We start from the raw sequence: 22,088 nt of genomic DNA, 5'->3' as shown, positions 1-22,088 counted from the left end.
GCTGGCCGATGCAGAGCACCGAAGACCGGCTGCGCCGGGGATTGCGCGGCTACCTCACCGCGGTCAGCGCCGCTCTCGGCACTGGCGCGGAATCGTTCGCAGTCGACTTCGGCCCGCCCAAGGCCGCCTGCCTCGTCCTCGACATCCAGCTGGCCGGCTGTCCCGGCCGCGAAACCGCGTTGTTGTGGGACGAAAGGCACGGCTGGTCGTTCGCGATCGAAAGCCCGGACGGCGACGGCCAGCGCGTCCTGGCCTACCTGGGCGGCGATCTGGTGCCGGCGCCGGCCCGGCTGCGCGCGTTCGTCCGCGCGGTCCGCGGCCGGACCGGCGGGCCAGCCGCCGCCCCGCCGCGGCTGCGCGACCGCCGGGTCTCCTGTCTCGCCCACTACGAAGACGGGCGCGCCCGGCAGACCCGACCGCCGGATTACCGAAAGTGGTAGCGAGACGGCGCCTCCAACGGACACAACACCTCCGCCACCTCAGCCCGGACCAGCCGGTCCCCCGGCGGCTCGCCGGCTTCCGGCCACCCCACCCACAACACCGCCTGCGGCACCCGCCCGGCCGTGACCCGGTCCGTCAGCAGCTCCCGGGCCTGTCGCGCCACTGTCACCGAGCTGCCGGACGCCAGCCCGTACGCGGTCGCTTTCAGCAGCACCGCGCTCAGCGCCTCCCCGGCCCGGAGCCAAGCCAGCTGGTCGTCCTCGGCAGTGCTCAGCACCAACGTCGCCACCTCACCGCCGCGCCTCGCCGGCGGCCGTTTCGCGAGGCCCCCGCCTCCGACCAGGACCCGCTCCCGCGTGCGGTGCCGCGCGGTGAGGCCGAGCCGGGGCAACAAGCGCGCCCGTACCTCCCGATCAGTCACCTCGTGCAGGAGCGTGCCCGCCCCCGCCGCGGCCTGTGCCATGCCGAGCAGGACACTGGGCGGCACCGGCCAGCCGCGCCGCGGCCGCCAGTCGTCTCGCCGGACCAGGATGGCGGCGGCCAGCGCGAGCTCTTCGCCCGAAGGCTGGCCCGGGCGCGGGGTCACCGCCGCCAGATGACCGGGCTCGCCCGCCTGCGGGAGCCGAGCGACCGAGGTCGCCCAGCCCGACCCGGCGAGCCGGGCCCGGAAGTGGTGCAGCGCGGCGCCGCCGCTGAGCACCGGAGCGCGGTCGTCCGGGATTCCGGTCCGTCCGGCGTAGAGGTGCAGCGCGGAGTGCCCGATCCGCCACTGCGCGGGCGGGAGCCCGTCTGCCGCGGGGGCGCGCAGCGCCGCGGCCACCGCCGCCTCGACGGTGGCCTGGTCGGGAATCCGCTGGTTCGCCATCATCCGTCCCGATCGGCTCGGTCGCGGCTCCGCCGCCCGGAGCCGGATACCCAGAATGCGCCCGCGCCCGGTCATCCGGAAGGGGACAAAGTCCTTGCGGCCGTGCGGTTCGGGTCCTTCTGCCCTGTCCCGGCCCCGGGGCCGGGACCGAAGGTGGAGATCTCGACACGGCAGGAGGGCCCGATGACCGCACACCCCGATCCACTCGCCCACGCGCACCAGACGGCCCAGCGGTGGTACACCACGATCGCGCACCGGCTCGGCACCGACGACCGGCCCTACGTCCACCGGGTGGTGCGGACCTGGCTGCACCTGGTGCGCGACCGGCTCACCGTCGACAGCGCCGTCCATCTCGCCGCTCAGCTGCCCGAACTGCTGCGCGGCATCTACTACGACGGCTGGGTCCCGAGCAAGGTCCCGACCCGCTACCCCGCGGAGGAATTCGTGTCCCGGTTCGCCGCCGGAGCCACCATCAGCGCCTCCGACGTGCCGGCCGCCGCCAGTGCGGTCTCCGCCGGTCTGGCAGCGCTGTGCTCGCCCGGCCAGCTCGACCACGTCTTCGCGCTGCTGCCGGAAAGCCTCCGCGGCACCCTCGACGGCGTCCGGCCGGCCGCGCCGCCCCGCTCCCCGGCCGCGCCGGACCATCTGCGGATCAACGCGCTGGAAGACCGGGTCGAGGCGCTGACCGACGCGATCAGCACGCTCGCCCGGGGCCTGGAACAGCTGCCGGACAGCGAGCCCGGCTCCGGGCACACCGCGCGGGCAGCGCAGGAAGCGCACCGGATCCTGCTTTCCCAGGGTGAGATCCCGACCTGACCGGTTGGTCAAGTCCGTGAAGGGCCCCTTGAGGGACTTGGATTCCCTGAGGGGGCCCTTCACGGACTCAAGAAAACGGACTGGATGCCTCAGATGTCCGTTACGGCCGATCAGCACGCTGCGAGCTGACCGGCTTGAGTTCCCGGCGTCCCGACCTGACCGCTGTCAGGGCACCGGCGCGTCCCAGAGCGCGAACCAGCGGCTGAGGTCCGGCTCGATCGGCAGGTCCGTGCCGATCGCGGCGCGGGCCTGCAGCTCGAGCGAGGTGTCCCGGCGCTGGTCGCCGGTCGGGGCGAACGGGTAGAAGCTGCCGCGTTTGAACAGGTACACGAGGGCGAGCCGGCGCGGCGCGGCTTCGGTGCCGCCCCGGAATCCGAGAACGGTGCACAGCAGCGAAGAGCCGAACCCGGCGTCCACGAGCGCGGCGTTCACCGCGTGCAATCCCGTCACGAGCGCCGGTACGTCCGCGACCTCCTGCCGGCAGGTGACCCAGGTGTAGCCGAACTCGTCGTCGGTCACCGTCGGCACCAGGGCCGGGTCCAGTGAAAGCAGGTCGCCGATCTCGCGCCGGGACGCCGCCGCCGCACCGCCTTCCGCCGGCTTGAAGCACACCGCACCGGCGCCGGTCGGCGCGAACCCGAGCGCGGCCTGCAGCGTGTCCGCCGCGCCCGGAACGGTGAACAGCACGTCGAGGTCCGGCGGCACCGGAGCGCTACGGCCGAGCAGTGCGTCGAAGAAACCCATCGCTCAGACCTCTTCGCCCAGCTCAGTCGACAACGCCGCCAGCCGGTCGAGCCGCTGCTGGAGCGTCGGGTGCGTGGCGAGCAGATGCATCACACTCGGCTGCGCACCGAGTGCGGGAGCGAAGAAGAACGCGTTGAACGCTTGTGCGGCGCGCAGGTCGCGAGTGGGAATCCGGCCGATGTCGCCGGTGACCCTGGTCAGCGCCGAAGCGAGCGCGGACGGCCGTCCGGTGAGGATCGACCCGGCGCGGTCCGCCGCCAGCTCCCGGTACCGCGAGAGAGCGCGCACCAGCAGGAAGCTGAGCACGTACACCGCCGCCGACACCGCCATCACCAGCAGCACCACCGGGAAAGTGTTGTCCCGCGAGCGCCCGCCGCCGAAAGTGCCGGAATAGAAGGAAAACCGGACTACGAGCCCGGCCAGGACGCCGAGGAACGAGGCGATCGTCATCACCACGACGTCCCGGTGCGCGACATGCGACAGCTCGTGCGCCAGCACCCCTTCGAGTTCCTCGGTGTCCAGCCGGCGCATCAACCCGGTAGTCACGCACACCACCGCACGGTCGGTGCTGCGTCCGGTCGCGAAAGCGTTCGGCAGTTCGGTGTCCGCCACCGCGAGCCGCGGTTTGGGCATGTCGGCGGTCGCGCAGAGCCGATCGACGATGCCGTGCAGCCGCGGAGCCTCTTCCGGCGTGACAATGCGGGCGTTCATCGCGCGCAGTGCGATCCGGTCGGCGAACCAGTACTGGGCGAACAGCAGACCGCCGGCGATCAGCACCACCAAGGCGACGGATTTGACCAGCAGGACGAGCGCGGCGACGAACGCCGCGTAGACCAACGTCAGCAGAACAAGCGTGGCCAGCATGCGGACGGTGAGCTGGCGGTCGGGCCGGAACCGGGTGCGCATCGGACTATCCGGGGATGAGACCCTCGTCGGACAGCAGCGCCCGCACCTGCTCCAGGTCGCTGTCCTCGGCGGGCAAGAGCAGGTCCGAGACGACGAGCGCGTCCTCGGGCAGCTGCTCGCCGACATTGCGCACTTCGGCGACGAGCGTCCGCAGCGCGGCGGCGAAACCGGCTGCGTCGCCGGATTCGGCAGCGTCCTGCAAGCGGGCGTCCAGCTCGTTGAGCCGGTCCACTCCGGCAGCGGCCACGTCGTACTGCCCCTGCCCCAGAATGCGGATGATCACGACTGCGCCTCCTTGGGCGATTCCAGCTGCGCCGGCGCGGAGGCGGCCTTCAACTGCGCGAGTTCGGCGTCGATGTCCGGCGCCTTGCCTGCCGACAACGCGGCTTGGATGTCGTCGTGCGGCCCGAGTGCGGCGGTCGCGTCGTCGAGCGCCCCGGAGGCCATCAGGTCGTCCAGAGCGGCCGCCCGCGACTGCATCTGCGCGGTCTTATCCTCCGCGCGCTGCATCGCGAGGCCGACGTCGCCCATCTCTTCGGAGATGCCGGACACCGCTTCGCTGATCTTCGTCTGCGCTTCGGCCGCCGTGTAAGTCGCCTTGATCGTCTCCTTGCGCGTGCGGAACGCCTCGACCTTCGCCTGCAGCCGCTGCTGCGCGACGATCAGCTTGTCCTCTTCGGACTTGAGCGCGTCGTGCTGCGGCTGGAGGTCTTCGATCTGTGCCAGCGCGGCGGCCCGGCGAGTCAGCGCTTCCCTGGCCAGTGCGTCCTGGCCTTGGCCGACTGCTTGCGCGGCTTGGCTCTGCAACCGGTCGGCCGACTGCTGCAGCTGCCGCGCCTGCAACTCCAGGCGCTTGCGGCTGGTCGCTACGTCAGCCAGGCCCCGGCGCACCTTGGCCAGCATCTCCTGCTGCCGCTGATACGAGTAGTCCAGCACCTCGCGCGGGTCCTCCGCACGATCGAGCGCTTTGGTTGCCTTTACGCGGAACAGCAGCGCCAGGCGTCGGGTAATGCTCACGTCCCTGCCTCCTTCCGACGGCACTTCCGAGCGTCGTCCTCCCGGGCGCGGCCGGGCAGGGACCAAGGAAGTCCGCTCGGAGGGCGGAGGTCACCGCTGCCGGTCAGCCGGATTCGCCGGGGCGCGGCAGCGGGATCGCCACCGATGGCGTCCGGGTGCCGTGATAGCGGGCCACCACGACGCGCAGGCCGCCGCCCGCGTGGGGCAGCGTCGCCAGGACGGTCGTCCGCGGCCGGGGGACGTCGGAGCCGGCGAGGAGCCGGGCCAGGCCGATCCCCCGCACCGTCCAGTGCCCGCCCGCGCCCGGGTCGCCGCAGGCGAACTCGACCGCGACCGGACGCAGCGCGGCCGCACGCACCAGCGGGCTGTCCGGGAGGGCCGGGATCAGCACGTCGCCGTCGTCGAGCACGAGGCAGGCAAGCAGCACCGGAGCGAGCCCGTCGATCGAAACCGACCCGCACCGGCTGGGCCCGGCCGACCGGAGCAGCCGGACGCAGTCCCGATGCGTCAACGTCCCGCTTTCCATCGTCCTGCTCCTCCCCCGGTCCGACCGCTCCGGCACTGAGAACTCAACGCCTCGCGCCGGGCTGTGCGCACCGCCGGACGTCTGCGGCCGCAAGGACTAAAGTCCCTAGCTCAGCCTTGGTCCGTCTCGGCCGGGCCTTCCCGGCCGGCTCACGGAGTCCGGCGGCGCAGCGTCGCCGCACCGACGATCAAAGCCAGCGCCGCGCAGCCGGCCACGATCAGCATGTTGCGCACCAGCGTGCCGTCGATTTCCGCGGAACGGGTGACGTGCGTGAGCGCGTCCACCGCGTAGGACAACGGCATCAGATCGGACAGCACGTTCAGCACCCAGCCCATCGAGCCGCGCGGCACGAACAGCCCGCACAGCAGGATCTGCGGCAGCACCACCACCGGCATGAACTGCACGGCCTGGAATTCGGTCCGGGCGAACGCGCTGACCAGCAACCCGAGCGCGGTGCCGAGCAGCGCGTCGAGCACGGTGATCAGCAGCAGCGTCCACAACGCGCCTTTGACGGTCAGCCCCAGCCACAGCAGGGAAACCCCGGTGGCGACGACTACCTGGGCGACCGCGAGCAGACCGAACGCGATCGCGTAGCCGGCCAGCAGGTCCAGTTTGCCGAGCGGGAGCGCCATCAGCCGTTCCAGGGTGCCGCTGGTCCGTTCGCGCAGGGTGCTCACCGACGTCAGCAGGAACATGATCGTGAACGGGAAGACGCCCAGCAGCGCGGGCGCGACCGCGCTGAACTGCGCCGCCGAATCGAGCACGTATCGCAGCAGCACCATCAGCGCGGTCGGCACGATCATCAGCAGCGCGACGGTGCGCGGGTCGTGCCGCAGCTGGGTCAGGATCCGCTGGGCGGTCGCCGCGGTCATCGTCGCGTGGCTCATGCGGTCAGCTCGCTTCTCCGGATCAGCCGCAGGAACGCCTGTTCCAGGTCGTCCGTCCCGGTGCGCCGGCGCAATTCCGCCGGGGTGGCGGCGGCGAGCAGCTGCCCTTCGCGGATGAGCAGCAGGCGTTCGCAACGGGCCGCCTCGTCCATCACGTGGCTGGAGATCAGCAGCGTGGTGCCCGCGGCGGCGCGCTCGCGAAACAGCTGCCACAGCTGTTCGCGCAGCTCGGGATCGCAGCCGACGGTCGGTTCGTCCAGCACCAGCAGCTCCGGCTCGCCCAGCAGCGCCACGGCCAGGTTCGCGCGGGCGCGCTGGCCGCCGGACAACGCGCCGACAAGCTTCCGCGCCGATTGTTCCAGCCCGACTTCGCGAATCGCCCGCCGCACCGAGGCCGCCCCTGAGCCGAGCACGGTCGCGAAGTAGCGGAGCGCCTCGTACACAGTGAGGTCGGCGTAGACCGCTGGCTCCTGGGTCGCGTAGCCGATCCGGTGCCGCAGATCGGGATGGCCGGCGGGGAGCCCGAGGACCGTCACCGAGCCGCCTGCCACGATCTGCACGCCGACGATCGACCGCAGCAGCGTGCTTTTGCCGCCGCCGTTGGGTCCGAGCACGCCGGTGACCGTGCCGGGCGCGACCGCGAACCCGACGCCCCGCAAGACCTCCCGGCCGCCGCGCACGACCCGCAGCCCGGCCACCTCGACCGCGGCCGGGGCGACGGTGGTCATGGCCGGCTCCGCTGTCGCTCACCGGCGCGACGCATCGCGGACGGGTGCATCGTTCCCGCCTTTCCGCTGCTCTTCGGCACCGTGGGTCGGCCGCAGCATGGCTTCCCGGAGCAGACCGCAGAAGAGCCGGAGTACCTCGGTGCGAGAGCCGACAGTCCTGCCGGCGGCGAACGTCGCGCCGGTTTGCCCGGTCCGGGCCCAACGTCCTCGCCGCCTGGTGCCTCCGGCCCTGCTCCCCGCGCGGCGGCTGTCTCTACGGTTTGCCGGATACCGAACCAGACCCGACGACCGACCCGAGGTGCGCCATGTTCGCTCGACTCGAATGGTGCCTCGTCTGCACTTGCGCCTTCGTCTTGTGCGCGCTCGGCTCGGCCCTGCCGGCGTGGCTGTTCTTCCCCGCCCTGGCGGTCGCCGGCGGCGCGGTTCTCGTCTGGGCGATCCGGCCTGGCAGTGCCGCGGGCCGGGCCGGGCTGCGGACCCGGCTGACGACGGCCGCCGCGGCCGGGACGGCGGGTTTCGTTCTCGGCGAGGTGCTGCACCTCGCCGTCGCGGTGGTGGTCGCGATCGGCCTCGCTCTCGGCCTCGCTCTCGGCCTCGCGCTGAGCGGCTGGGCTCTCCGCCGGACCGCCGCTGAACCGGCCCCGCCAGTGCCGCCGCCCGCGGAACCCGGCGCTCCGGTCGAAACTCTTGCGCTGGAGGAATTGTGCCGGCTCTGGCAGCGCAGCTACCTGCAGCTGCTGCGGACCCACGGAGACGCGCACGCCTCGGTCGTCACCGCCCGTCGGGGCTATCTCGACGAGCTGGAACGCCGCAACCCGGCGGGCTTCGCGCGTTGGCTGGACAACGGCGCACGTCCCTCGAGCGATCCGTTCCGGTATCTCCGCTCCGCCGACGCCGGAGGCGGAACTCGGCCGCGCACTCCGTGACCGGCGCGGTCAGCAGGGCTGCCCGCCGGGCAACCGCTGCACCGGGTGCTCGCACCCGGCATTCCATTTCAATGCGGCTTCGAGCTTCCCGCCGGACAACCGCGCCCGCCGCGCCACCTCCGGCAACGACGCGTGCGCCATCCTCGGCACCAGGCTGGCCTGGCACAACAGCTCGAACCACCACTGCTCGTCGACCCAGTCGCGCCGGGCCTGCTGCACCAGCAGGCTCATGTGCTCGTCGCAGCAGGCGTAGACGAGGCGCTGCCCGCGCCGGGCGGAATCCACGAACTCGACGCTGGACGAGTCCGGAACCAACGCGGTCTGCAGCTTTCCGGGCGGCACCGGATCGCCGCAGCTTCCGCACACTCTCGTACGGCGGGCATGAAAAACGACTTCGGGGGAAGGACGCGACATCAGCACTCCAGGAAGGCAGCAGGCTCTATGTCGCAGATGTCAGAAAGCCGGGGGCACGGGCACAAGCGGCATCTGCACAAGCTCGGGCAGGCCGCGGAGGCGGTCCGGTTACCGGGCTGCCCTTTACGCTAGCGTCGGCCGCCAGGCCGTGCCAAGACGTCCGTTCGGGCTAACCGGCGACCTCGGTCACAACCGGAGGCCACCTGGTCGCGCCGTGCACCGCGGCCGGCTCAGCCGGCCGGTTCGCTGTCGAGAACCCGCCACGGCGACAACTCGGTGCGCGCCACCGCTTCGGCCACCTCGCTGAGCCGCTCGTTGTGCTGGCGGCTGTAGGCCCGCAGCTGCTCGAACGCATCCTCCATCGCCAGCCCGCCGGCGTGCGCGACCACGCCTTTGGCCTGCTCGATGACGACCCGGCTGGTCAGCGCATGCTGCAGCTGCTCGGTCAGCTGCTCGCCGCGGCGAATCGCGCGCTCCTGCAGGATCCCGATCGTGGCGATGTCGGCCAGCGCGCGGGCGGTTCGGAGCTGCTGCTCGCCCAGCGGACCGGTTTCCCGGCCGAACAGGTTCAGCGTGCCGATCACCTGCCTGCGCAGCCGCAACGGCAGCGCGTGCACCGAGCGGAAGCCCTCGGCGAGCGCGGCCGGGGAGAACAGCGGCCACTGGTCCACCGCCGCGGTCAGGTCGTCCACTTGCACCGGCTCCCCTGCCCGGTAAGCGTCCAGGCACGGGCCTTGCTCGGTCTGCAGCTGCAGCAATTCGAGCAGGCGGCTGCTTTCGTGGGACGACGCCGCCACCTGGAGGCCGCCTCGCTGGTCGGCCAGCAGCAACCCGGCCGCCGAAGCGCCGAGCAGCTCGACGCAGTACCCCGCGAGCCGGTGCAGCATGTCCGCCACGTCGTAGTCGTCCACCAGCGTGTCGGCCATGTCCACGAACGCGCGCAGCAGCAGGTTCTCGCTGGACGGTGTCACCGCGGTCGCGAGCTCGTCACTCATGGTGCCTCTCCTTCCCTCCAAAGACGTCCGAGCGCGCGCCTCGCCGGGGATCCCGGCGGTCCGTCCGGAATCATGTTTCGATCTCCCGCGGGTGCAGACGCCGGGCGACCAGATCGCCGGCGACGTCTTCGAGAAGTCTTCCTCTGGCGTACGCGTACCCGCGCAGCCGCGCAAGAGCCTGCGCCGCCGGGACGGTGAACTCCGCGATCACCATCCCGGTCGCCTGGTGGACCACCGCGCGGTCCGGGCCGATCCCGACGGGCATCTCGTCGCCCGCCGCGGCCGCGACCGCAAGCAGGGCGCTGGTGACCCAATCCGCCGCGTTCAGGACGCTCGCCAGCTCCGCCTCGGAAAGCCAGCCCGGGTCGCGGCGGTAGGCGTCCATCGCTCCGAGCATCGCCGCGCCATGGCGCAACGGGAACGCGAAGATCGCGCCGACCCCGGCGAGCCCGGCTTCGTTCGCGAACGTGGGCCACGCCTCTTGCGGGTCGTGGGCCAGATCCGGGGCCAGCACCGGCCGACCGGTCGACACCGCCTCGAAACACGGGCCTTCGCCCAGGCTGAACTGCACCGAGTCCAGGTGCTTGATCACCTCGTCGCTGGCGTACACCAGGGTCCGATCGCGGGTGTCGGTCATCAACGCGACCGATGCGCCGTCCACCGGCAGCCGCTCCGTCGCCGCGCGGCAGACCTCCGCCAGCGGCGGCGCGGTGTCCCGGCCCTCGCGCAGCGCGGCCAGCAGCTCGGCGACCGATTCCGGCATCGCCGCGGAGAAATCTCCGATTCCCGCCACGTCCGATGTCACCGCCTCTCGACCGATGTGCCCAGCCGAGTTCCGCGGAAACGTGGACGGCTCCGCCAGTGTACCCCGGCGAAGCAGGTCGAGCCGGGAACCGCGGGCGCGGTGCGTCGGCCGTGCCGCGATGGCCGACTATCACCCGATCCGGCGACCGCCGGTCGGTCGCCACGGCGGCGAATGCGGATCGGTGCTCGCCTGCGCTCCACGGGCCTGTTCGCTGGCAACGATTCCTCCGCGACGCTCAGGCCGAATCCGGACCGGCCGATTCCGCCGCCCCGGCGAGCATCCGGCCCACCCGGCCGCCGGCCATCCACGCCCGCGGCGGGATGACCGCGACCGGGCAGTGCGCGTGCCGCAGACACGCCCCGCTCACCGAGCCGACGAGCGCATCGCGCCACTTTCCCCGGCCGTGGCTGCCGACCGCCAGCATCCGGGCCTGCTCGGACAACTCGACCAGCACGTCCGCCGGATCGCCGTCCGGGGCGGCGAACCGCACCGGCATTCGCGAGCCCGCGCGCACCGCGGCGGTCTGCTTTTTCAGCTCTCGCAAGTGAGCTTCCTGGGCCTCGGTGCGGGAGTGCCGCTGCGAGTCTTCGTCGAGCATCGGGTCGTAGGTCCACACACTCACGGCCGTCACTTCCGCGCCCGCGGCTTCGGCCCAGTCGAGCGCCCAGGCCAGCGCGCCCAGGCTCGCGTCCGATCCGTCCACGCCGACCACTACCCGATCGTTGTCCCCGGTCATCGCCCGTCCCCTTCCGCCGCGCCCGCTTTCCGGCTCCAGCACAGCCGGTCCGGCCGGGACCGGGAAGAGCCACCCGGCCCGGCGGCGGGTGACGAAAGGCCCGGCCGGCGGCCGCATGGCCGTAGGGCCCCGTCGCGGCGACCTTGGGCCCTATCCCGGCCCGGACGCCCGTCCGCAGGCTGGATCCGCGGGCGGGGCGGGAAATTCCGCGCCGAGCAGACGATCGAGGTGGCCCATGTTCGCTCGAGCGGTGTGGTCCGCGACTCTCTGGTGCGCGGTCTTGGTGTGCGCCTTCAGCGTGGTCCTGGTTCCGCTGGCGGCACTGCTCGGGATCGTGGCGGCGGTCGCGGTGGTGGTGGCGTTCGTGTCGCTCTGTTTCGAAGACGTCCCGTGGGTGGAACGACAGTTCGGCCCACGGCACGCCGTGGGACGGGCCAGCGCGGCGCTCGCGGCGCTGCTGGTGGTCACCGGCTTGTTCGCGGTCACCGTCGGCGTGCTGGCCGGACCGTCGCTCGCGCTGGCGAGCACTGGACTTCTCCTCGGCGCGGCTCTCTGGGCGCAGTGGCAGATCCGGACCGCCCCCCAGCGCCCGGTTCGAACCCGCCGCCCGCCGCTGCCGGTCCGTCCGGTGCCGGTCCCTCCGGTGCCGCCGGTCACGGCCGCTTCGCTTTCGACCGACGAGCTGTGCCTCGCGTGGCGGCGGAGTTTCCTGCTGCTGCAACGCGCCAGCGACGAGCAGGGCCGGCAGGCCGTCATCGCCGCCCGCCAGGCGTACCTCGACGAGCTGGAACGCCGTGACCGCCGGGGATTCACGAAGTGGCTCGACAGCGGGGCCCGCGCGGCCGGCGATCCGCGCCGATTCCTGCGCCCCGCCGAATAATCAGCATCGCGGCGGCGCGAGCGTGCCGACCGTGCGAGCGGGGATGACGACCACCGGGCAGGCGGCCTCGCGCAGGCAGTAAGCCGAGACCGAGCCGACCAGCTGCCGCAACAGCCCGTGTTGCCCGTGGCTGCCCAGTACCAGCATCTCCGCGCCCGCCGACGCCTCCACCAACGTCGGTCCGGGCAGGCCGTCGACGGTCTCAGTGCCGAACGGAGCCCCGGCGGCCGCCGCCAGCGCGGCCGGTTCCCAGCACGACGTCGCGATGCCGGCCGGGCGGGCGTGCACGGCTTTCGCCGTACGCCCGCTCTGCCGCGCTTCGGTCAGTGTCCACTGCCGAGCCGCGAGGCTGGCCGCGGAACCGTCGACGCCGACGACGATGTCCGCGCTCCCCCCGGTCACGAGTGCGCCCGCTTCGACTGCTCGATGTCCCATTCGCGCTGCCATTCGGCCAGCCGGTGGCGGTTCATCACCAGCACGGTGCCGCCGTACAGGCCGGCGAGCAGCAGGCACACCGAGACCCACAGGCCGATCCCCGCGCACACCGCGTCGACCAGGACCGCCGCGGCGGTCAGCGGCGGACTGGTCACGTTGCCCGCGCGGTCGACCCAGATCGAGACCGGATCGCCGCGGCGGGTGCCCTCGTCCGCGTCCACGTTGCCGGCCCGGCGCGATCCGTCGGGCGCCTGCCAGGTCGCGGCGGTGGGAGCCGAGTTCGCGACGACCCCACTGCGCCCGGTGACCGACGTCGCCGGGCCGTCGGCCAGCAGCACCGCGGTCGTCTCGGTGCGCGAGGCGACTTGCTCGGCCGAAATCGGCGCCTGGTGAGCGTAGAGCATCGAGCCCGCGGCGGCCGAGAACGGGACCGCCGCCAGCGCGACGAGAACGGAGAGCAGAAGCAGTCCGCTCTGCACGCGATCCGATACCCGGGCGACCGAACGGCGCCCGGGGAAGAGCAGATGCCGCCACCGCAACGCATTCATCTCTCGCACCTTTCGCCGTACGGTGATTCCGCCCTCAGAATCGTCCCGGCGACCGGCTGGCCGAAGAGGCGTTGTCCCCGGGGTGGACGGGACGCGGTACCCGGTTCGGAGGGCATTGCGGCAAGGACCAAAGACCCTTGGCCCGCTTGGGGACGCGGCGAGATCGTCGAAGCACTCCCGCGGCGAACGGAGGCTGCCATGCAGGCGCGAGAAATCATGACCACCCCGGTGATCGCGGTGACCCCCTCGGCCACCCTCGGCGAAGCGTCGCGGCTGATGACCCAGCACGGGTTCACCACGCTGCCGGTGGTCGACGAAGGGGGCCGGCTGCTGGGCGTGGTGAGCGAGGAAGACCTGGTGCGAGAAGGCTTTCCGGACCCGGAACGACCGGATGAAGCGGACCCGGACGGCGGCGTGCTGCTCAGCGGGCACCGCACCGCGGGCACCGTCATGCGCACTCCCGGCATGGCCGCGGCGGCGGACCTCGAGGTGACGGAGCTGGCTCACCGGATGGCCGCGGCACGGCTGCGCTCGATCCCGGTGGTGGATTCGGGAGTCCTGGTGGGCATCGTGACGTTCCAGGACGTGCTGCGGGTGGTGCCCGCCGCGGGACGACCGTAAGCGCGCGCCGGCCCGGGCCCGGTCCGCGCCGGCAAGCTGTCCGTGAAGGGCCCCTTGAGGGAATCCAAGTCCCTCAAGGGGCCCTTCACGGACAGTCAAGTCCGCGCGGCGCACGGAGCGGAGCGCCGCGCGGGGAGCGGCGGCGCTCAGCGCAGCGGCGCGCGGCGCGTCACGCGGGAGCGGCAGCGCGGAGCGGCGCGCGGCCCAGCTCGCGGACCGAAGCGCGGGAGCAGCGTTCAGCGCGCCGGGGTTCGCACCGTCGTCACCTCCGCCGCCGGGCGGCGGGCGGTCATCCGGGTCGGCAGGCCGTACCCGATCCGCAGCAGCGTGTGCACGTCGCCCAGCCGATGGAACACCTCCAGCAGGTGCGTGCGGGTTTCCCGCGCCTCGAACGGCTGGGAAAGGAACGAAGTCGCCAAGCCTTCGGCGGTCGCGGTCAGCAGGACCCGTTGCATGATCATCCCGGCGCGGACCTCGGCCGCGGTGCCCCGGTCCCGGGTCAGCACCGCGGCCAGGACCGGGTCCTGTTCGAACGGTCGCGGCGCGATCGACGGGTTCTGGTGCGACGAGCGCAGCGAAACCGTGCCGGGTCCCTCGGCGGGCGGTCCGAACGCGACGATGGGCACGCCGTCCGGGCTGTCCGCCGCGCGGCCGGTCCAGGATGCTGCCTCGGCCAGGTACTCCTCGTCGGTGCTCTGCGCGGTCTCCGCGCGCCGGACCAGCGCGGCGACCTGGGCGTAGCGGCCCGAGCCGTCCAGGAATTCCAGCTGGCCGCCCTCGGCCAGCGCGGCCGAGCGCAGCTGCGCCCGCGCGGACACCGGGACCGGCCGGTCGAACATCGGGCGGCGGTTCGTCTGCCTGCGGTGCACCGCCTCGGCCAGCCGGCGGTCCATAGTGGACGAACGAGTGTTGCCCTCGATCGAAATCACGGCCAGCAGGTCCCGCTCCGCGGGATCCGGCAGCACCCGGACCCGCGCGCGGATTCCGTTGACCCGCAAGGTGAGCACCAGGTTGTACACCGCCGCGCCGCAGGACAGCCGCGCTTCCCGGGCGATCGGGTCGGCGACCGCGAGGACGCGCTCGCGGTCCAGCCACACCTCGATCCGCGGCCCGTCCACGACGAACTGCCACGGCTGGGTGTTCTGCGGCGACGGCGCGCGGACAGCCGCGGCCAGCGCTTGGTCGAGGGCTTGGGGCAGGGATGCGTTCATCGCGGTCTCCGGGCGGTTCCGTGGGCTACCGGTTCAGCGTCGGGCCCGGCGGTCCTTTCCGGATAGCGGCGGCTGACCCGACATCGGAGGACCAACGGCCCTCACCACAGCACCTGCTCGCCGTCGGCGGGAACGACCGTGCACCATCCGTTGTCGGCGCGGAGCGTACGGGCGGTCCGGTCCGCGCCCGCGCGCAGCAGGAACGCCGTTTCCGGCGGCGGGCCGGATTCCGCCCAGACGCGGAACTCCGCGTCCCGCGCGGTGGTGGCGAAGTCGCCGGTCCGGGTGATCTCCGCCCGCACCGGCAGGTACCGGCCGCGCACCGAGACCTGCCGCTCCCCCGCGCCGAGCCGCGCGGCCGGCGTGCCGGGCGGGACCGGCCCGGCCAGCAGCACGCCGTGACTCGGGTCCGGCAGCATCCGCTCCAGGTGGCTGCGCACGCGGCCGTACTCCGCCGTCTCGGTCCCGGCCAGCACGATCGCCGGACCGCGCGGCAGCCGCGCATCCCCGGCCTCCCGGTGTTCGACGAGCGTCTCCGGCAGGCGGACCCCGCTTTGCTGCGCGACCAGGTCCAGCCCGATCGGGCTGTCGAGAAGCACCGGAAGCGGCGGGATCTCCCGCGCGTCGGTGAGGTCCCGCAAGACGGTCAGGACAACGTCGGTCAGCCCGGCCGCGGAGACCGGGATCAGCAGGCTGCCGTTGCGGCTCACCGCCCGGTGCACCGCCGCCGCGAACCGGCCGACGTAGTGCTCGCTGCCGCCGTGGCAGGGCGGGCTGGTCAGCACGAGCGTGTCGCACGCCGGCCGCGGCTGCGGCAGCGCGAGCAGGGGGTGGTGCATGCTGCCCACCGCCGGTACGACCGCCAGCCGCCTCGCGCCGAGCGAAAGTTCCGCCCAGCTGGCTCCCGGCGCCCGCCCGGCCGCGCCGAAGCGGAGGACGGCACCGCCCTCGATCCGGTGCGGCGTTCCCAGCGCGAGCGGCTTGAGCAGCGCCGCCACCCCGGCGACATCCAGCTTTCCTGGCGAAGCCGGTTCCGGCCAGCCGGCCGCGGCCGCGCACTCGGCCTCCTCCGCCAGCAGCTGCGCCGCGTCGGCGAGCACCAGCGGGACCCGGGCCGCGGTCGTCGGCGTCGCGTATACCGGTCCCGCCCAGCCGTCGGCGACCAGTCGCGGCAGCTGGCCGCACTGGTCGAGCGTGGCGTCCAGGAGCACCACCGCGTCCGGCGCGGGCCCTTCACCCGCCGCGCCGCAGCCGACGAGAATCCGGCTCCCGGGCATGGCGACGTCCAGCTGGAAGCTTTCCCCGGCGGTGCCTCGGAAGGTCAGCAGCGAGCCGGTCATGACGCGGCCAAGTCGCGACGGCGGAAAGCGGTCAGCCCGGCCCCGCCGAGGAGCACCGCCGCGGCGGTCAGCCACAGCAGCGGCCCGGCGTCGACCACTTCGCCCGGCAAGTGCGGCAGGTGCGCGAACGGCGAGCTGCCCAGCACCCAGCCGGGCGCGTGGAACAGCGGCCCGAACTCGCCCACGACCAGGAACGCGGCCAGCGCGGCCCAGCAGATCCAGCCGGCCCGCGGCGCCATGCCGAACACGACGAGCGCGATCCCGGTCAGCACCCACACCGCGGGCAGCTGCACGAGCGCGGCACCGGCCAGCGGCAGCATGTCACCCGAACCGCGGACGAGCCCGGCGGCCAAGCCGGCGGCGAGCAGCGGGACCGCGGTCCCGGCAAGGACGACCGCGACCGCACTGGCGGCGAGCCGCCACCGGGAGACCGGGCCGGCCAGCACCGCCTCCGCCCGGCCAGCCGCCTCCTCGGTGCGCAACCGTCCGATGAGGACGATCGCGAGCGCGGACACGAGGATCCCGGAGACGCCGAACTCGGCCGCCAGGAACGCGTCGGTGAGCGCCTGCTGCCCGCCGAGCGCGGCGATCATCTGCCGCGCCTGCGGGGTCGAGAAGAACGAGCCGAGCGAGGTGGACAGGTTTCCGGCGACCAGGCCCAGCACCGCGAACGCGAGCGTCCAGGAGAGCACCGCGCTGCGGTCGAGCCGCCAGGCCAGCCCGACCGGGCCGGACAAGGCGCGCCCGGCCGACGCCGCGCCGTGCCGCACCGCGAACAGCCCGGCGCCAAGATCCCGACGCCGGGACAACGCGAACGCCACCGCGCCGAAAACCACTGCGGTCGCGGTCGGCAGCACCAGCACCCACCATCGGTCGCCCGCGTACGGCCGCAGCTGCCCGGCCCAGCCGACCGGCGAAAGCCACGACAGCCACCGCGGCCCGGACGAGTCGCCGACCGCACGCAGCAGGTAGGCGACGACCAGGACCAGCAACCCGATCTCCGACGCCGCCCGCGCGCTCCGGGTGAGCTGGGCAGCGATCGCGGCCAGGGCGCCGAACGCGAGCCCCGCGCCGGCCCAGCCCAAGCCGAACACCAGCGACCCGCTCAGCGGCAGCCCCACCGCGACGAGACCGGCGGCAGCGCCGGTGCCGAGCCCGAAGGCGGTCAGCACCAGCAGCATTCCCGCCGCGGCCAGACCGGCATACCGGCCGGTCGCCTCGCCGCGCAGCAACTCCCAGCGTCCGGTTTCCTCTTCCGCGCGGGTATGCCGGACCACCGTGAGGATGGTCAGCACCGCCACCAGGGCCGCGCCGGACGCGGTCAGCTTGAACACCGCGGTGGCGCCCGTCGTCGGTTCGGCGATCGGCCCGTAGAGCGCCACGAGCGCGGGCACAGAGTTGATGCTGGCCACCGCGGCCCGGCGAGCTTCTTCGGAGGGGTAGACGTCCACTGTGGCCGCAGCTGCCGATGCGGTCATCGCGGCCGCCACCAGCATCCACGCGGTGAGCCGCACGCGGTCCTTGCGGAGGTCGAGGCGGATCAGCGTGCCCACGCCCGCGAGGGCGTTCACGCCGACACCGCTTCCGGCTCGCGGTAGTGCCGCAGGAACAGCTCTTCCAACGTCGGAGGACGGCTGACGAGGCTCTGCACGCCGCGCCGTCCCAGCTCCGCAAGCACCTCGCTCAGCTCGCCGTTGTCGACCGTCAACTGCACCAGTCCGTCCTCGGCGGCCACGTCGTGGACGCCGGGCAGTTCCGCGAGACCGGCCGAGGCAGCGGTCCGCACGGTGAGCGACGTCCGGGTCAGATGGCGCAGCTGGTCCAGGGTCCCGCTGTCGACGACCTTCCCTGCCCGCACGATGCTGACCTCGTCGCACAGCGCTTCCGCCTCGGCGAGGATGTGGCTGGACAGCAGCACGGTCCGGCCGCGCGAGCGTTCCTCCCGCACGCACTGCCGGAACTGCTCGGCCATCAACGGGTCGAGCCCCGCGGTGGGTTCGTCGAGCAGCAGCAGTTCCGCGTCCGCCGCGAGTGCCGCGACCACCGCCACCTTCTGCCGGTTGCCCTTGGAATAGGCACGCACCCGGGTAGCCGGGTCCAGTTCGAACAGTTCCAGGTAGCGGGCCCGGCGCACCGGATCGACGCCGCCGCGCAGCCGCCCCAGCAGGTCGATCGTCTCGCCGCCGGTCAGGTTCGGCCACAGCGAGACATCGCCCGGCACGTAGGCCAGCCGCCGGTGCAGTGCCACCGCGTCACGCCAGGGATCTCCGCCCAGCACGCGCATCCGGCCCGAATCCGCGCGCAGCAAGCCGAGCAGCAGCCGCAGCGTGGTCGTCTTGCCCGCGCCGTTCGGGCCGAGGAAACCGTGCACCGTGCCGGGCTCGACGATCAGCTCCAGCCCGGCCAGCGCGCGGGTACCGCCGAAGTTCTTGCGCAGTCCGGAGATTTCGATGACCGGGGTCATTGCGGGCCTCCCAGGGAATCGTCCGAGAGCAGCTCGCCGAGCGGCAGCCGCGGGGAAGGCGGGACCGCGCAGTCCGGCCGGCCGCAGCGGAACAGCGCTTGCGGAAGGCCGGGCAAGCCGAGCCGGCTGACCATCCGTTCCCGGAAGCCGGTCAGATGCAGCGGCTGGGTCAGGACCGACCCGGCCAGGCCGCGCACCGTCGCGGCGAGCCAGATCCGCTCCAGCGCCGCCCCGGCCGCCAGGTGCTCCGCCTTGCCGTCGGCTTCGGTGCAGACCACCAGAAACGTTTCCGCCGCAAGGCGGGCGGCCAGATGCGGATCGTCCGGGACCGGCGTCGTCCGGCGGACCAGCCCGGCCGACGGCAACGGACCCTCGCCCATCGCCGCTTCCGGCACCCCGTCCACCGCGCCCAGTGCGCGGCTGCCGAAAGTGTGCGCGGTCCAGATGTCCAGTTCGCGCTGATACGCCGGATCGTCTCGGAAGACCCGGGTCGCGAAGCCGAGCAGCTCGCCGAGCGGCCGCAGGTCGCGCGGCAGCACGACGCGCACCGCCGGATCGCCGGCCGCGGCGACGATCCCGGCCAGCTCGATGTCGCTGACCGCGGCCGGGGAGAAGGGCCGCCGGTAGCTCCGCCGTTGGTCGATCGCCCGGCGCAGAGCCAGCTCCGCCGCGCTCGGCGCCCGGCCCGGTCTGGTGTGGACAGTCGCGGCGACCTCGCCGTCCGGCGGGATCGAGGTCGTCGTGTCGCGGCCGAGCGCCCGCGCGGCGATCTCGAGGTTCGCGACCGCGGCGCCGCAGGAGAGCAGCCGGTCCCGCCCTTCCGGATCGTGCCGGGGCAACGAAACCGTGCGCCGCTCGAGAAGATCGACGTCGCCGCCGCGGACGCGCAACCGCCACGGCTGGGTGTTGTGCACCGACGGCGCACGGCTCACCGCGCGGGCGAGCACGCCGATTTCCGGCGGGGCGAATGCTGCGGTCGCCGAACTCGTCATCGATCACTCCTGGATGCGGGAACCGCCCCAGGCTCGCACCGGGCCTCCCGCGCCCGCTGAGGCCGAAAGTCATCGGGCCCGGCGCAGACGTCCCCGGGTTCGCCGATGACCTCCGGCCCTAGCCCGCCGCGCCGGACCGGCGCCACGATCGGCCCGACCTTCCGAGAAAGGAGCATCCGATGACCGCTCCTGGCCGTCTCCTCGTCGTCGGATTCGACGGCTCACCGCACGGCGACGCCGCGCTGCGCTGGACACTGGGCGTCGCTGCCCAGCCCGGCGACCGGATCCGCGCTGTCGTCGTGCGCCCGGCGGACGCGTTGCTTCCCGGGACCTCGTACGCCATCCAGCCGCACGGGCGCCACCCGAGCGCCGAACATCGCCCGCACGACGACATAGTCGCGATCCGCCAGGAGTTCCCGGACGCCCCGGACATCGAGATCCGCACCCCGCACGGGGACCCGGCCACCGAACTGGTGACCGCGTCGACCGAGGCGGACCTGCTCGTGGTGGGCGCGCACGGCACCGGGCTGGCGCGGGAATTGCTGCTGGGCAGCGTTTCGCGGGAATGCGTGCGGTATTCGCGATGCCCGGTGGTAGTCATCACGCCGGAGGCGGCGCGGCGGCTGACGCCCGCGCCGGCCGGGTGAGGCGCGTCCGGACAATGCAACCTTTCCGCAGTTCAGGCCTCCCTACGACGAGGACTTCCGGCCCTGTCGCCCTCCCTCGCTCGGCTGTGACTGTGTAGCCGGAACGGAGCAGAGACATGACCGAGACACCGCAACAATGGACGGTCGCCATCGCGTTCGACCAGACCGTGCACCACACCCGTGCCCATGCCGTGCTGCGCAGCAGCGACGGCGACGAGTTTTCCGGCATCGGGCTCGCGCACAGCCAACTGGAAGGGCGCGGCCTCGCGCACGTGGCCGGCTACCTCGCCGCCGGACGGGCGCTGTGCGACCTGAGCCAGGAACTGCTGGAAGCCGTCGCGACCGATGTCGACGCCGCGATGGGCGAGCTCAGTGCAGCGGCGCCGACCAGTCCACCCGAACCCCGGCGCCCGGGCGCGATTCGAGCGTGAACGTCCCACCCGAGGCTTCCGCGCGCTCGCGGAGATTTCCCAGCCCGCTGGGCGAAACATGCTCGGGCAGCCCGTTGCCGTCGTCCGCGACGCTCACCTGGACCATTCCGTCGCGGACCGCCACCGACACGCTCACGGTGGCCGCACTGGCGTGCCGGACCGCATTGCTCACCGCTTCCCGCACTACCGCTTCCACCTGTTCGGCCAGCTGCGACGGAACCGTGTCCAGCGTTCCCGACATGCTGACGGTCGGGTGCAGCGGTGCGTTGTCGGTCAGCTCCGCGATCGCCTCGTGCAGCCGGTGCCGGAGCCGGACCTCGCCGGCCGCGCCGCCGTGCAAGTCGAAGATCGCGGTGCGGATCTCGTGCACGATCTCGTGCAGCTGGTCGATGCTGTCCTGAAGCCGCTGCTGGACCTCCGGCGCCTTCGCGCGCCGTTGCGTGCTCTGCATCGCGAGCCCGACCGCGAACAGCCGCTGGATCACGTGATCGTGCAGGTCCCGGGCGATCCGGTCGCGGTCGGACAGCACGTCGCGCTCGCGCGCCGCCTGCTGTTGCGCGGCCAGCTGCAAAGCGAGGGCGGCCTGGTCCGCGAACGAGGCGAGCACCGGCAGCTGGGAGGTCTCGAACGGCGGCGCGCCCGGTTCCCGGACCGCGATCAGCACGCCGGACGTCCGGTCCCCCGCGCGCAGCGGCACCACCAGGGAGGGGCCGTAGCCCCGGTCCGCGGCCAGCGCCAGCTCGGCCACCCGGCGCGGGGTGCGGTCCCGGTACACCGATCCCGGCACCGTCTCGCCGACGCTCATCCGGAACCCGGTCAGCTCATCGGCTCTGAATCCGGCGCACACCGTGACGGTGAGCTCGTCGGGTTCTTCGTCGTCTTCGTCGATGTCGAGCCGGCCGTCGCCGGGCAGGGCGAGCATGGTGGCGTCCGCGCCGGTCAGCTCGAGCGCGCGGCCGGCGATGAGGTCGAGCGCGTCCACCGGGTCGGTGCCGCCGAGCAGCTCGGTGGTCACCTCGCTGGTCGCGCCCAGCCAGCGCTGCCGCGCCCGCGCCTGCTGGTAGAGGTGCGCGTTCTCGATCGCGATCCCGGCCGCGGCGGCCAGCGCCTGCACGATGACCTCGTCGTCGTCGGTGAACGCCTCGCCGTCCCGCTTCTCGGTCAGGTAGAGATTGCCGAACACCTCGTCGCGCACCCGCACCGGCACCCCGAGGAACGAATGCATCGGCGGATGGTTGGCCGGGAAGCCGACCGAGGCCGGATGCGAGGAGATCTCCTCCAGCCGCAGCGGTTTCGCTTCGTCGATGACCAGCCCGAGCAGTCCGTGCCCCTCCGGCAGCGGCCCGATCAGCTCACGGGTCGGCTCGTCGATGCCCTGGTACACGAATTCCGCCAGCGGCCCGCCGTCGGCGCCGAGCACGCCCAGCGCGCCGTAGCGCGCCTCGACCAGGTCGACCGCGGCCTGCACGATCCGCCGCAGCGTGGTGTCCAGCTCCAGCCCGGACGCGACCGCGAGCACCGCGTCGAGCAGGCCGTCCATCTTGTCCCGGGTGCCGATCAGCACCTCGATCCGATCCTGCAGGTCGCGCAGCGTTTCGCGCAGGCGCAGCTGGGAGAGAGTTCCAGACAGCCTGCGGCCGCCCTCTCCGGTCTCCGGCATCGGTCCCGCCGTCCCTCTTCGTGCTCGACGCCGCCCCGGGCAGATGACTTTCG

General features: G+C 73.0%; 27 protein-coding genes. 7 read left to right on the top strand and 20 right to left on the bottom strand.

Annotated features, from left to right (window positions below):
- Nucleotides 1–8: 8 nt before the first annotated feature.
- A complete protein-coding gene (locus AMYBE_RS41120; RefSeq protein ID WP_020658924.1) occupies nt 9–440 on the top strand; it encodes a DUF6292 family protein in 432 nt (143 codons plus the stop codon).
- Here the strand turns inward: AMYBE_RS41120 and AMYBE_RS0108430 are convergent.
- Nucleotides 425–1,306 (bottom strand): nitroreductase family protein, encoded by an 882-nt coding sequence (locus AMYBE_RS0108430; RefSeq protein ID WP_034288092.1) that lies wholly within the window; start codon nt 1,304–1,306, stop codon nt 425–427. The two genes, AMYBE_RS41120 and AMYBE_RS0108430, sit on opposite strands and share 16 nt — an antisense overlap.
- 183 nt (nt 1,307–1,489) lie before the next feature.
- Here AMYBE_RS0108430 and AMYBE_RS0108425 point away from each other — a divergent pair, with 183 nt between their 5' ends.
- Complete coding sequence (locus tag AMYBE_RS0108425; protein WP_020658922.1) at nt 1,490–2,122, top strand: DUF2267 domain-containing protein; 633 nt, start codon at nt 1,490–1,492, stop codon at nt 2,120–2,122.
- Nucleotides 2,123–2,287: 165 nt separating this feature from the next.
- Here the strand turns inward: AMYBE_RS0108425 and pspAB are convergent, their stop codons facing one another.
- The 7 genes from pspAB to AMYBE_RS0108390 form a co-directional block, all read right to left on the bottom strand.
- Nucleotides 2,288–2,866, bottom strand: coding sequence for a PspA-associated protein PspAB (gene pspAB, locus AMYBE_RS0108420; protein ID WP_020658921.1), 579 nt, complete (start codon nt 2,864–2,866; stop codon nt 2,288–2,290).
- Between the two features lie 3 nt (nt 2,867–2,869).
- Nucleotides 2,870–3,772: a zinc metalloprotease HtpX gene (htpX, locus tag AMYBE_RS0108415; RefSeq protein WP_020658920.1), complete on the bottom strand. Its 903-nt coding sequence runs from the start codon at nt 3,770–3,772 to the stop codon at nt 2,870–2,872.
- A gap of 4 nt (nt 3,773–3,776) precedes the next feature.
- On the bottom strand, nt 3,777–4,055 hold the full coding sequence (pspAA, locus tag AMYBE_RS0108410; protein ID WP_020658919.1) for a PspA-associated protein PspAA: 279 nt from the start codon (nt 4,053–4,055) through the stop codon (nt 3,777–3,779).
- The gene (locus AMYBE_RS41115; protein WP_020658918.1) at nt 4,052–4,789 is read right to left on the bottom strand and encodes a PspA/IM30 family protein; all 738 of its coding nucleotides are present in this window, start codon (nt 4,787–4,789) and stop codon (nt 4,052–4,054) included. Before AMYBE_RS41115 ends, pspAA begins: the two co-directional genes overlap by 4 nt.
- 103 nt (nt 4,790–4,892) lie before the next feature.
- A complete protein-coding gene (locus AMYBE_RS0108400; RefSeq protein WP_020658917.1) occupies nt 4,893–5,315 on the bottom strand; it encodes a hypothetical protein in 423 nt (140 codons plus the stop codon).
- A gap of 149 nt (nt 5,316–5,464) precedes the next feature.
- Entirely contained in the window at nt 5,465–6,202 is a 738-nt protein-coding gene (locus tag AMYBE_RS0108395; RefSeq protein ID WP_020658916.1) for an ABC transporter permease, read from the bottom strand.
- Nucleotides 6,199–6,930, bottom strand: coding sequence for an ABC transporter ATP-binding protein (locus AMYBE_RS0108390; protein WP_020658915.1), 732 nt, complete (start codon nt 6,928–6,930; stop codon nt 6,199–6,201). The genes AMYBE_RS0108395 and AMYBE_RS0108390 overlap by 4 nt, the downstream gene beginning before the upstream one ends.
- A 305-nt stretch (nt 6,931–7,235) precedes the next feature.
- Between AMYBE_RS0108390 and AMYBE_RS0108385 the strand changes: the two genes are divergently transcribed.
- Nucleotides 7,236–7,856 (top strand): hypothetical protein, encoded by a 621-nt coding sequence (locus AMYBE_RS0108385; RefSeq protein WP_020658914.1) that lies wholly within the window; start codon nt 7,236–7,238, stop codon nt 7,854–7,856.
- Nucleotides 7,857–7,865: 9 nt separating this feature from the next.
- Here AMYBE_RS0108385 and AMYBE_RS0108380 read toward each other — a convergent pair whose 3' ends face one another.
- The 4 genes from AMYBE_RS0108380 to AMYBE_RS41110 form a co-directional block, all read right to left on the bottom strand.
- Entirely contained in the window at nt 7,866–8,198 is a 333-nt protein-coding gene (locus AMYBE_RS0108380) for a hypothetical protein (protein WP_020658913.1), read from the bottom strand.
- A 302-nt stretch (nt 8,199–8,500) separates the two neighbouring features.
- Nucleotides 8,501–9,265 carry a GAF and ANTAR domain-containing protein gene (locus AMYBE_RS0108375; RefSeq protein ID WP_020658912.1) on the bottom strand — a complete coding sequence of 255 codons (765 nt, stop codon included), beginning with the start codon at nt 9,263–9,265 and terminating at the stop codon, nt 8,501–8,503.
- A 70-nt stretch (nt 9,266–9,335) separates the two neighbouring features.
- A complete protein-coding gene (locus AMYBE_RS0108370; protein WP_154676145.1) occupies nt 9,336–10,058 on the bottom strand; it encodes a GAF and ANTAR domain-containing protein in 723 nt (240 codons plus the stop codon).
- Between the two features lie 247 nt (nt 10,059–10,305).
- Nucleotides 10,306–10,806, bottom strand: coding sequence for a universal stress protein (locus AMYBE_RS41110; RefSeq protein ID WP_020658910.1), 501 nt, complete (start codon nt 10,804–10,806; stop codon nt 10,306–10,308).
- A 235-nt stretch (nt 10,807–11,041) separates the two neighbouring features.
- Between AMYBE_RS41110 and AMYBE_RS41105 the strand changes: the two genes are divergently transcribed.
- On the top strand, nt 11,042–11,686 hold the full coding sequence (locus AMYBE_RS41105) for a hypothetical protein (RefSeq protein WP_020658909.1): 645 nt from the start codon (nt 11,042–11,044) through the stop codon (nt 11,684–11,686).
- Here AMYBE_RS41105 and AMYBE_RS41100 read toward each other — a convergent pair whose 3' ends face one another.
- Nucleotides 11,687–12,088 (bottom strand): universal stress protein, encoded by a 402-nt coding sequence (locus AMYBE_RS41100; protein WP_020658908.1) that lies wholly within the window; start codon nt 12,086–12,088, stop codon nt 11,687–11,689. It lies immediately after the preceding gene.
- Nucleotides 12,085–12,669 (bottom strand): Rv1733c family protein, encoded by a 585-nt coding sequence (locus AMYBE_RS41095; RefSeq protein WP_020658907.1) that lies wholly within the window; start codon nt 12,667–12,669, stop codon nt 12,085–12,087. The genes AMYBE_RS41100 and AMYBE_RS41095 overlap by 4 nt, the downstream gene beginning before the upstream one ends.
- A 198-nt stretch (nt 12,670–12,867) precedes the next feature.
- Between AMYBE_RS41095 and AMYBE_RS0108345 the strand changes: the two genes are divergently transcribed.
- Nucleotides 12,868–13,290, top strand: a complete 423-nt coding sequence (locus tag AMYBE_RS0108345) for a CBS domain-containing protein (protein ID WP_020658906.1) — start codon at nt 12,868–12,870, stop codon at nt 13,288–13,290.
- A gap of 236 nt (nt 13,291–13,526) precedes the next feature.
- Here the strand turns inward: AMYBE_RS0108345 and AMYBE_RS0108340 are convergent, their stop codons facing one another.
- From AMYBE_RS0108340 to AMYBE_RS0108320, 5 genes are all read right to left on the bottom strand, one after another.
- On the bottom strand, nt 13,527–14,501 hold the full coding sequence (locus AMYBE_RS0108340; protein WP_020658905.1) for an Acg family FMN-binding oxidoreductase: 975 nt from the start codon (nt 14,499–14,501) through the stop codon (nt 13,527–13,529).
- Nucleotides 14,502–14,602: 101 nt separating this feature from the next.
- Nucleotides 14,603–15,841, bottom strand: a complete 1,239-nt coding sequence (locus AMYBE_RS0108335; RefSeq protein WP_020658904.1) for an MBL fold metallo-hydrolase — start codon at nt 15,839–15,841, stop codon at nt 14,603–14,605.
- Entirely contained in the window at nt 15,838–17,412 is a 1,575-nt protein-coding gene (locus tag AMYBE_RS0108330) for an ABC transporter permease (RefSeq protein ID WP_020658903.1), read from the bottom strand. The genes AMYBE_RS0108335 and AMYBE_RS0108330 overlap by 4 nt, the downstream gene beginning before the upstream one ends.
- Nucleotides 17,409–18,305 (bottom strand): ABC transporter ATP-binding protein, encoded by an 897-nt coding sequence (locus AMYBE_RS0108325; RefSeq protein ID WP_020658902.1) that lies wholly within the window; start codon nt 18,303–18,305, stop codon nt 17,409–17,411. The genes AMYBE_RS0108330 and AMYBE_RS0108325 overlap by 4 nt, the downstream gene beginning before the upstream one ends.
- On the bottom strand, nt 18,302–19,297 hold the full coding sequence (locus AMYBE_RS0108320; RefSeq protein ID WP_020658901.1) for an Acg family FMN-binding oxidoreductase: 996 nt from the start codon (nt 19,295–19,297) through the stop codon (nt 18,302–18,304). Before AMYBE_RS0108320 ends, AMYBE_RS0108325 begins: the two co-directional genes overlap by 4 nt.
- 179 nt (nt 19,298–19,476) lie before the next feature.
- On the opposite strand from AMYBE_RS0108320, the gene AMYBE_RS0108315 reads away from it, so the two are divergent.
- Together AMYBE_RS0108315 and AMYBE_RS41090 are read left to right on the top strand one after the other, a co-directional pair.
- Complete coding sequence (locus tag AMYBE_RS0108315) at nt 19,477–19,944, top strand: universal stress protein (protein WP_020658900.1); 468 nt, start codon at nt 19,477–19,479, stop codon at nt 19,942–19,944.
- A 116-nt stretch (nt 19,945–20,060) separates the two neighbouring features.
- A complete protein-coding gene (locus AMYBE_RS41090; RefSeq protein WP_020658899.1) occupies nt 20,061–20,375 on the top strand; it encodes a dsRBD fold-containing protein in 315 nt (104 codons plus the stop codon).
- Here the strand turns inward: AMYBE_RS41090 and AMYBE_RS0108305 are convergent.
- Nucleotides 20,314–22,035 (bottom strand): GAF domain-containing sensor histidine kinase, encoded by a 1,722-nt coding sequence (locus tag AMYBE_RS0108305; protein WP_020658898.1) that lies wholly within the window; start codon nt 22,033–22,035, stop codon nt 20,314–20,316. The two genes, AMYBE_RS41090 and AMYBE_RS0108305, sit on opposite strands and share 62 nt — an antisense overlap.
- Nucleotides 22,036–22,088: the final 53 nt, after the last annotated feature.

This window comes from Amycolatopsis benzoatilytica AK 16/65 (genome assembly GCF_000383915.1).
GTDB lineage: Bacteria > Actinomycetota > Actinomycetes > Mycobacteriales > Pseudonocardiaceae > Amycolatopsis > Amycolatopsis benzoatilytica.
Note: the sequence above shows the minus strand (reverse complement) of the source record. Positions and strands in the feature narration are given on the sequence as shown.

What these genes read in the sequence shown, in the direction of transcription:
- AMYBE_RS0108335 (WP_020658904.1), bottom strand. Translation starts at nt 15,841, where the DNA reads ATGACCGGCTCGCTGCTGACCTTCCGAGGCACCGCCGGGGAAAGCTTC.
- AMYBE_RS0108390 (WP_020658915.1), bottom strand. Translation starts at nt 6,930, where the DNA reads ATGACCACCGTCGCCCCGGCCGCGGTCGAGGTGGCCGGGCTGCGGGTC.
- AMYBE_RS0108430 (WP_034288092.1), bottom strand. Translation starts at nt 1,306, where the DNA reads ATGGCGAACCAGCGGATTCCCGACCAGGCCACCGTCGAGGCGGCGGTG.
- AMYBE_RS41095 (WP_020658907.1), bottom strand. Translation starts at nt 12,669, where the DNA reads ATGAATGCGTTGCGGTGGCGGCATCTGCTCTTCCCCGGGCGCCGTTCG.
- AMYBE_RS0108325 (WP_020658902.1), bottom strand. Translation starts at nt 18,305, where the DNA reads ATGACCCCGGTCATCGAAATCTCCGGACTGCGCAAGAACTTCGGCGGT.
- AMYBE_RS41105 (WP_020658909.1), top strand. Translation starts at nt 11,042, where the DNA reads ATGTTCGCTCGAGCGGTGTGGTCCGCGACTCTCTGGTGCGCGGTCTTG.
- AMYBE_RS41090 (WP_020658899.1), top strand. Translation starts at nt 20,061, where the DNA reads ATGACCGAGACACCGCAACAATGGACGGTCGCCATCGCGTTCGACCAG.
- AMYBE_RS0108315 (WP_020658900.1), top strand. Translation starts at nt 19,477, where the DNA reads ATGACCGCTCCTGGCCGTCTCCTCGTCGTCGGATTCGACGGCTCACCG.
- htpX (WP_020658920.1), bottom strand. Translation starts at nt 3,772, where the DNA reads ATGCGCACCCGGTTCCGGCCCGACCGCCAGCTCACCGTCCGCATGCTG.
- AMYBE_RS41110 (WP_020658910.1), bottom strand. Translation starts at nt 10,806, where the DNA reads ATGACCGGGGACAACGATCGGGTAGTGGTCGGCGTGGACGGATCGGAC.
- AMYBE_RS0108375 (WP_020658912.1), bottom strand. Translation starts at nt 9,265, where the DNA reads ATGAGTGACGAGCTCGCGACCGCGGTGACACCGTCCAGCGAGAACCTG.
- AMYBE_RS0108320 (WP_020658901.1), bottom strand. Translation starts at nt 19,297, where the DNA reads ATGACGAGTTCGGCGACCGCAGCATTCGCCCCGCCGGAAATCGGCGTG.
- AMYBE_RS41120 (WP_020658924.1), top strand. Translation starts at nt 9, where the DNA reads ATGCAGAGCACCGAAGACCGGCTGCGCCGGGGATTGCGCGGCTACCTC.
- AMYBE_RS0108400 (WP_020658917.1), bottom strand. Translation starts at nt 5,315, where the DNA reads ATGGAAAGCGGGACGTTGACGCATCGGGACTGCGTCCGGCTGCTCCGG.
- AMYBE_RS0108305 (WP_020658898.1), bottom strand. Translation starts at nt 22,035, where the DNA reads ATGCCGGAGACCGGAGAGGGCGGCCGCAGGCTGTCTGGAACTCTCTCC.
- AMYBE_RS0108345 (WP_020658906.1), top strand. Translation starts at nt 12,868, where the DNA reads ATGCAGGCGCGAGAAATCATGACCACCCCGGTGATCGCGGTGACCCCC.
- AMYBE_RS0108385 (WP_020658914.1), top strand. Translation starts at nt 7,236, where the DNA reads ATGTTCGCTCGACTCGAATGGTGCCTCGTCTGCACTTGCGCCTTCGTC.
- AMYBE_RS0108340 (WP_020658905.1), bottom strand. Translation starts at nt 14,501, where the DNA reads ATGAACGCATCCCTGCCCCAAGCCCTCGACCAAGCGCTGGCCGCGGCT.
- AMYBE_RS0108425 (WP_020658922.1), top strand. Translation starts at nt 1,490, where the DNA reads ATGACCGCACACCCCGATCCACTCGCCCACGCGCACCAGACGGCCCAG.
- pspAB (WP_020658921.1), bottom strand. Translation starts at nt 2,866, where the DNA reads ATGGGTTTCTTCGACGCACTGCTCGGCCGTAGCGCTCCGGTGCCGCCG.
- AMYBE_RS0108395 (WP_020658916.1), bottom strand. Translation starts at nt 6,202, where the DNA reads ATGAGCCACGCGACGATGACCGCGGCGACCGCCCAGCGGATCCTGACC.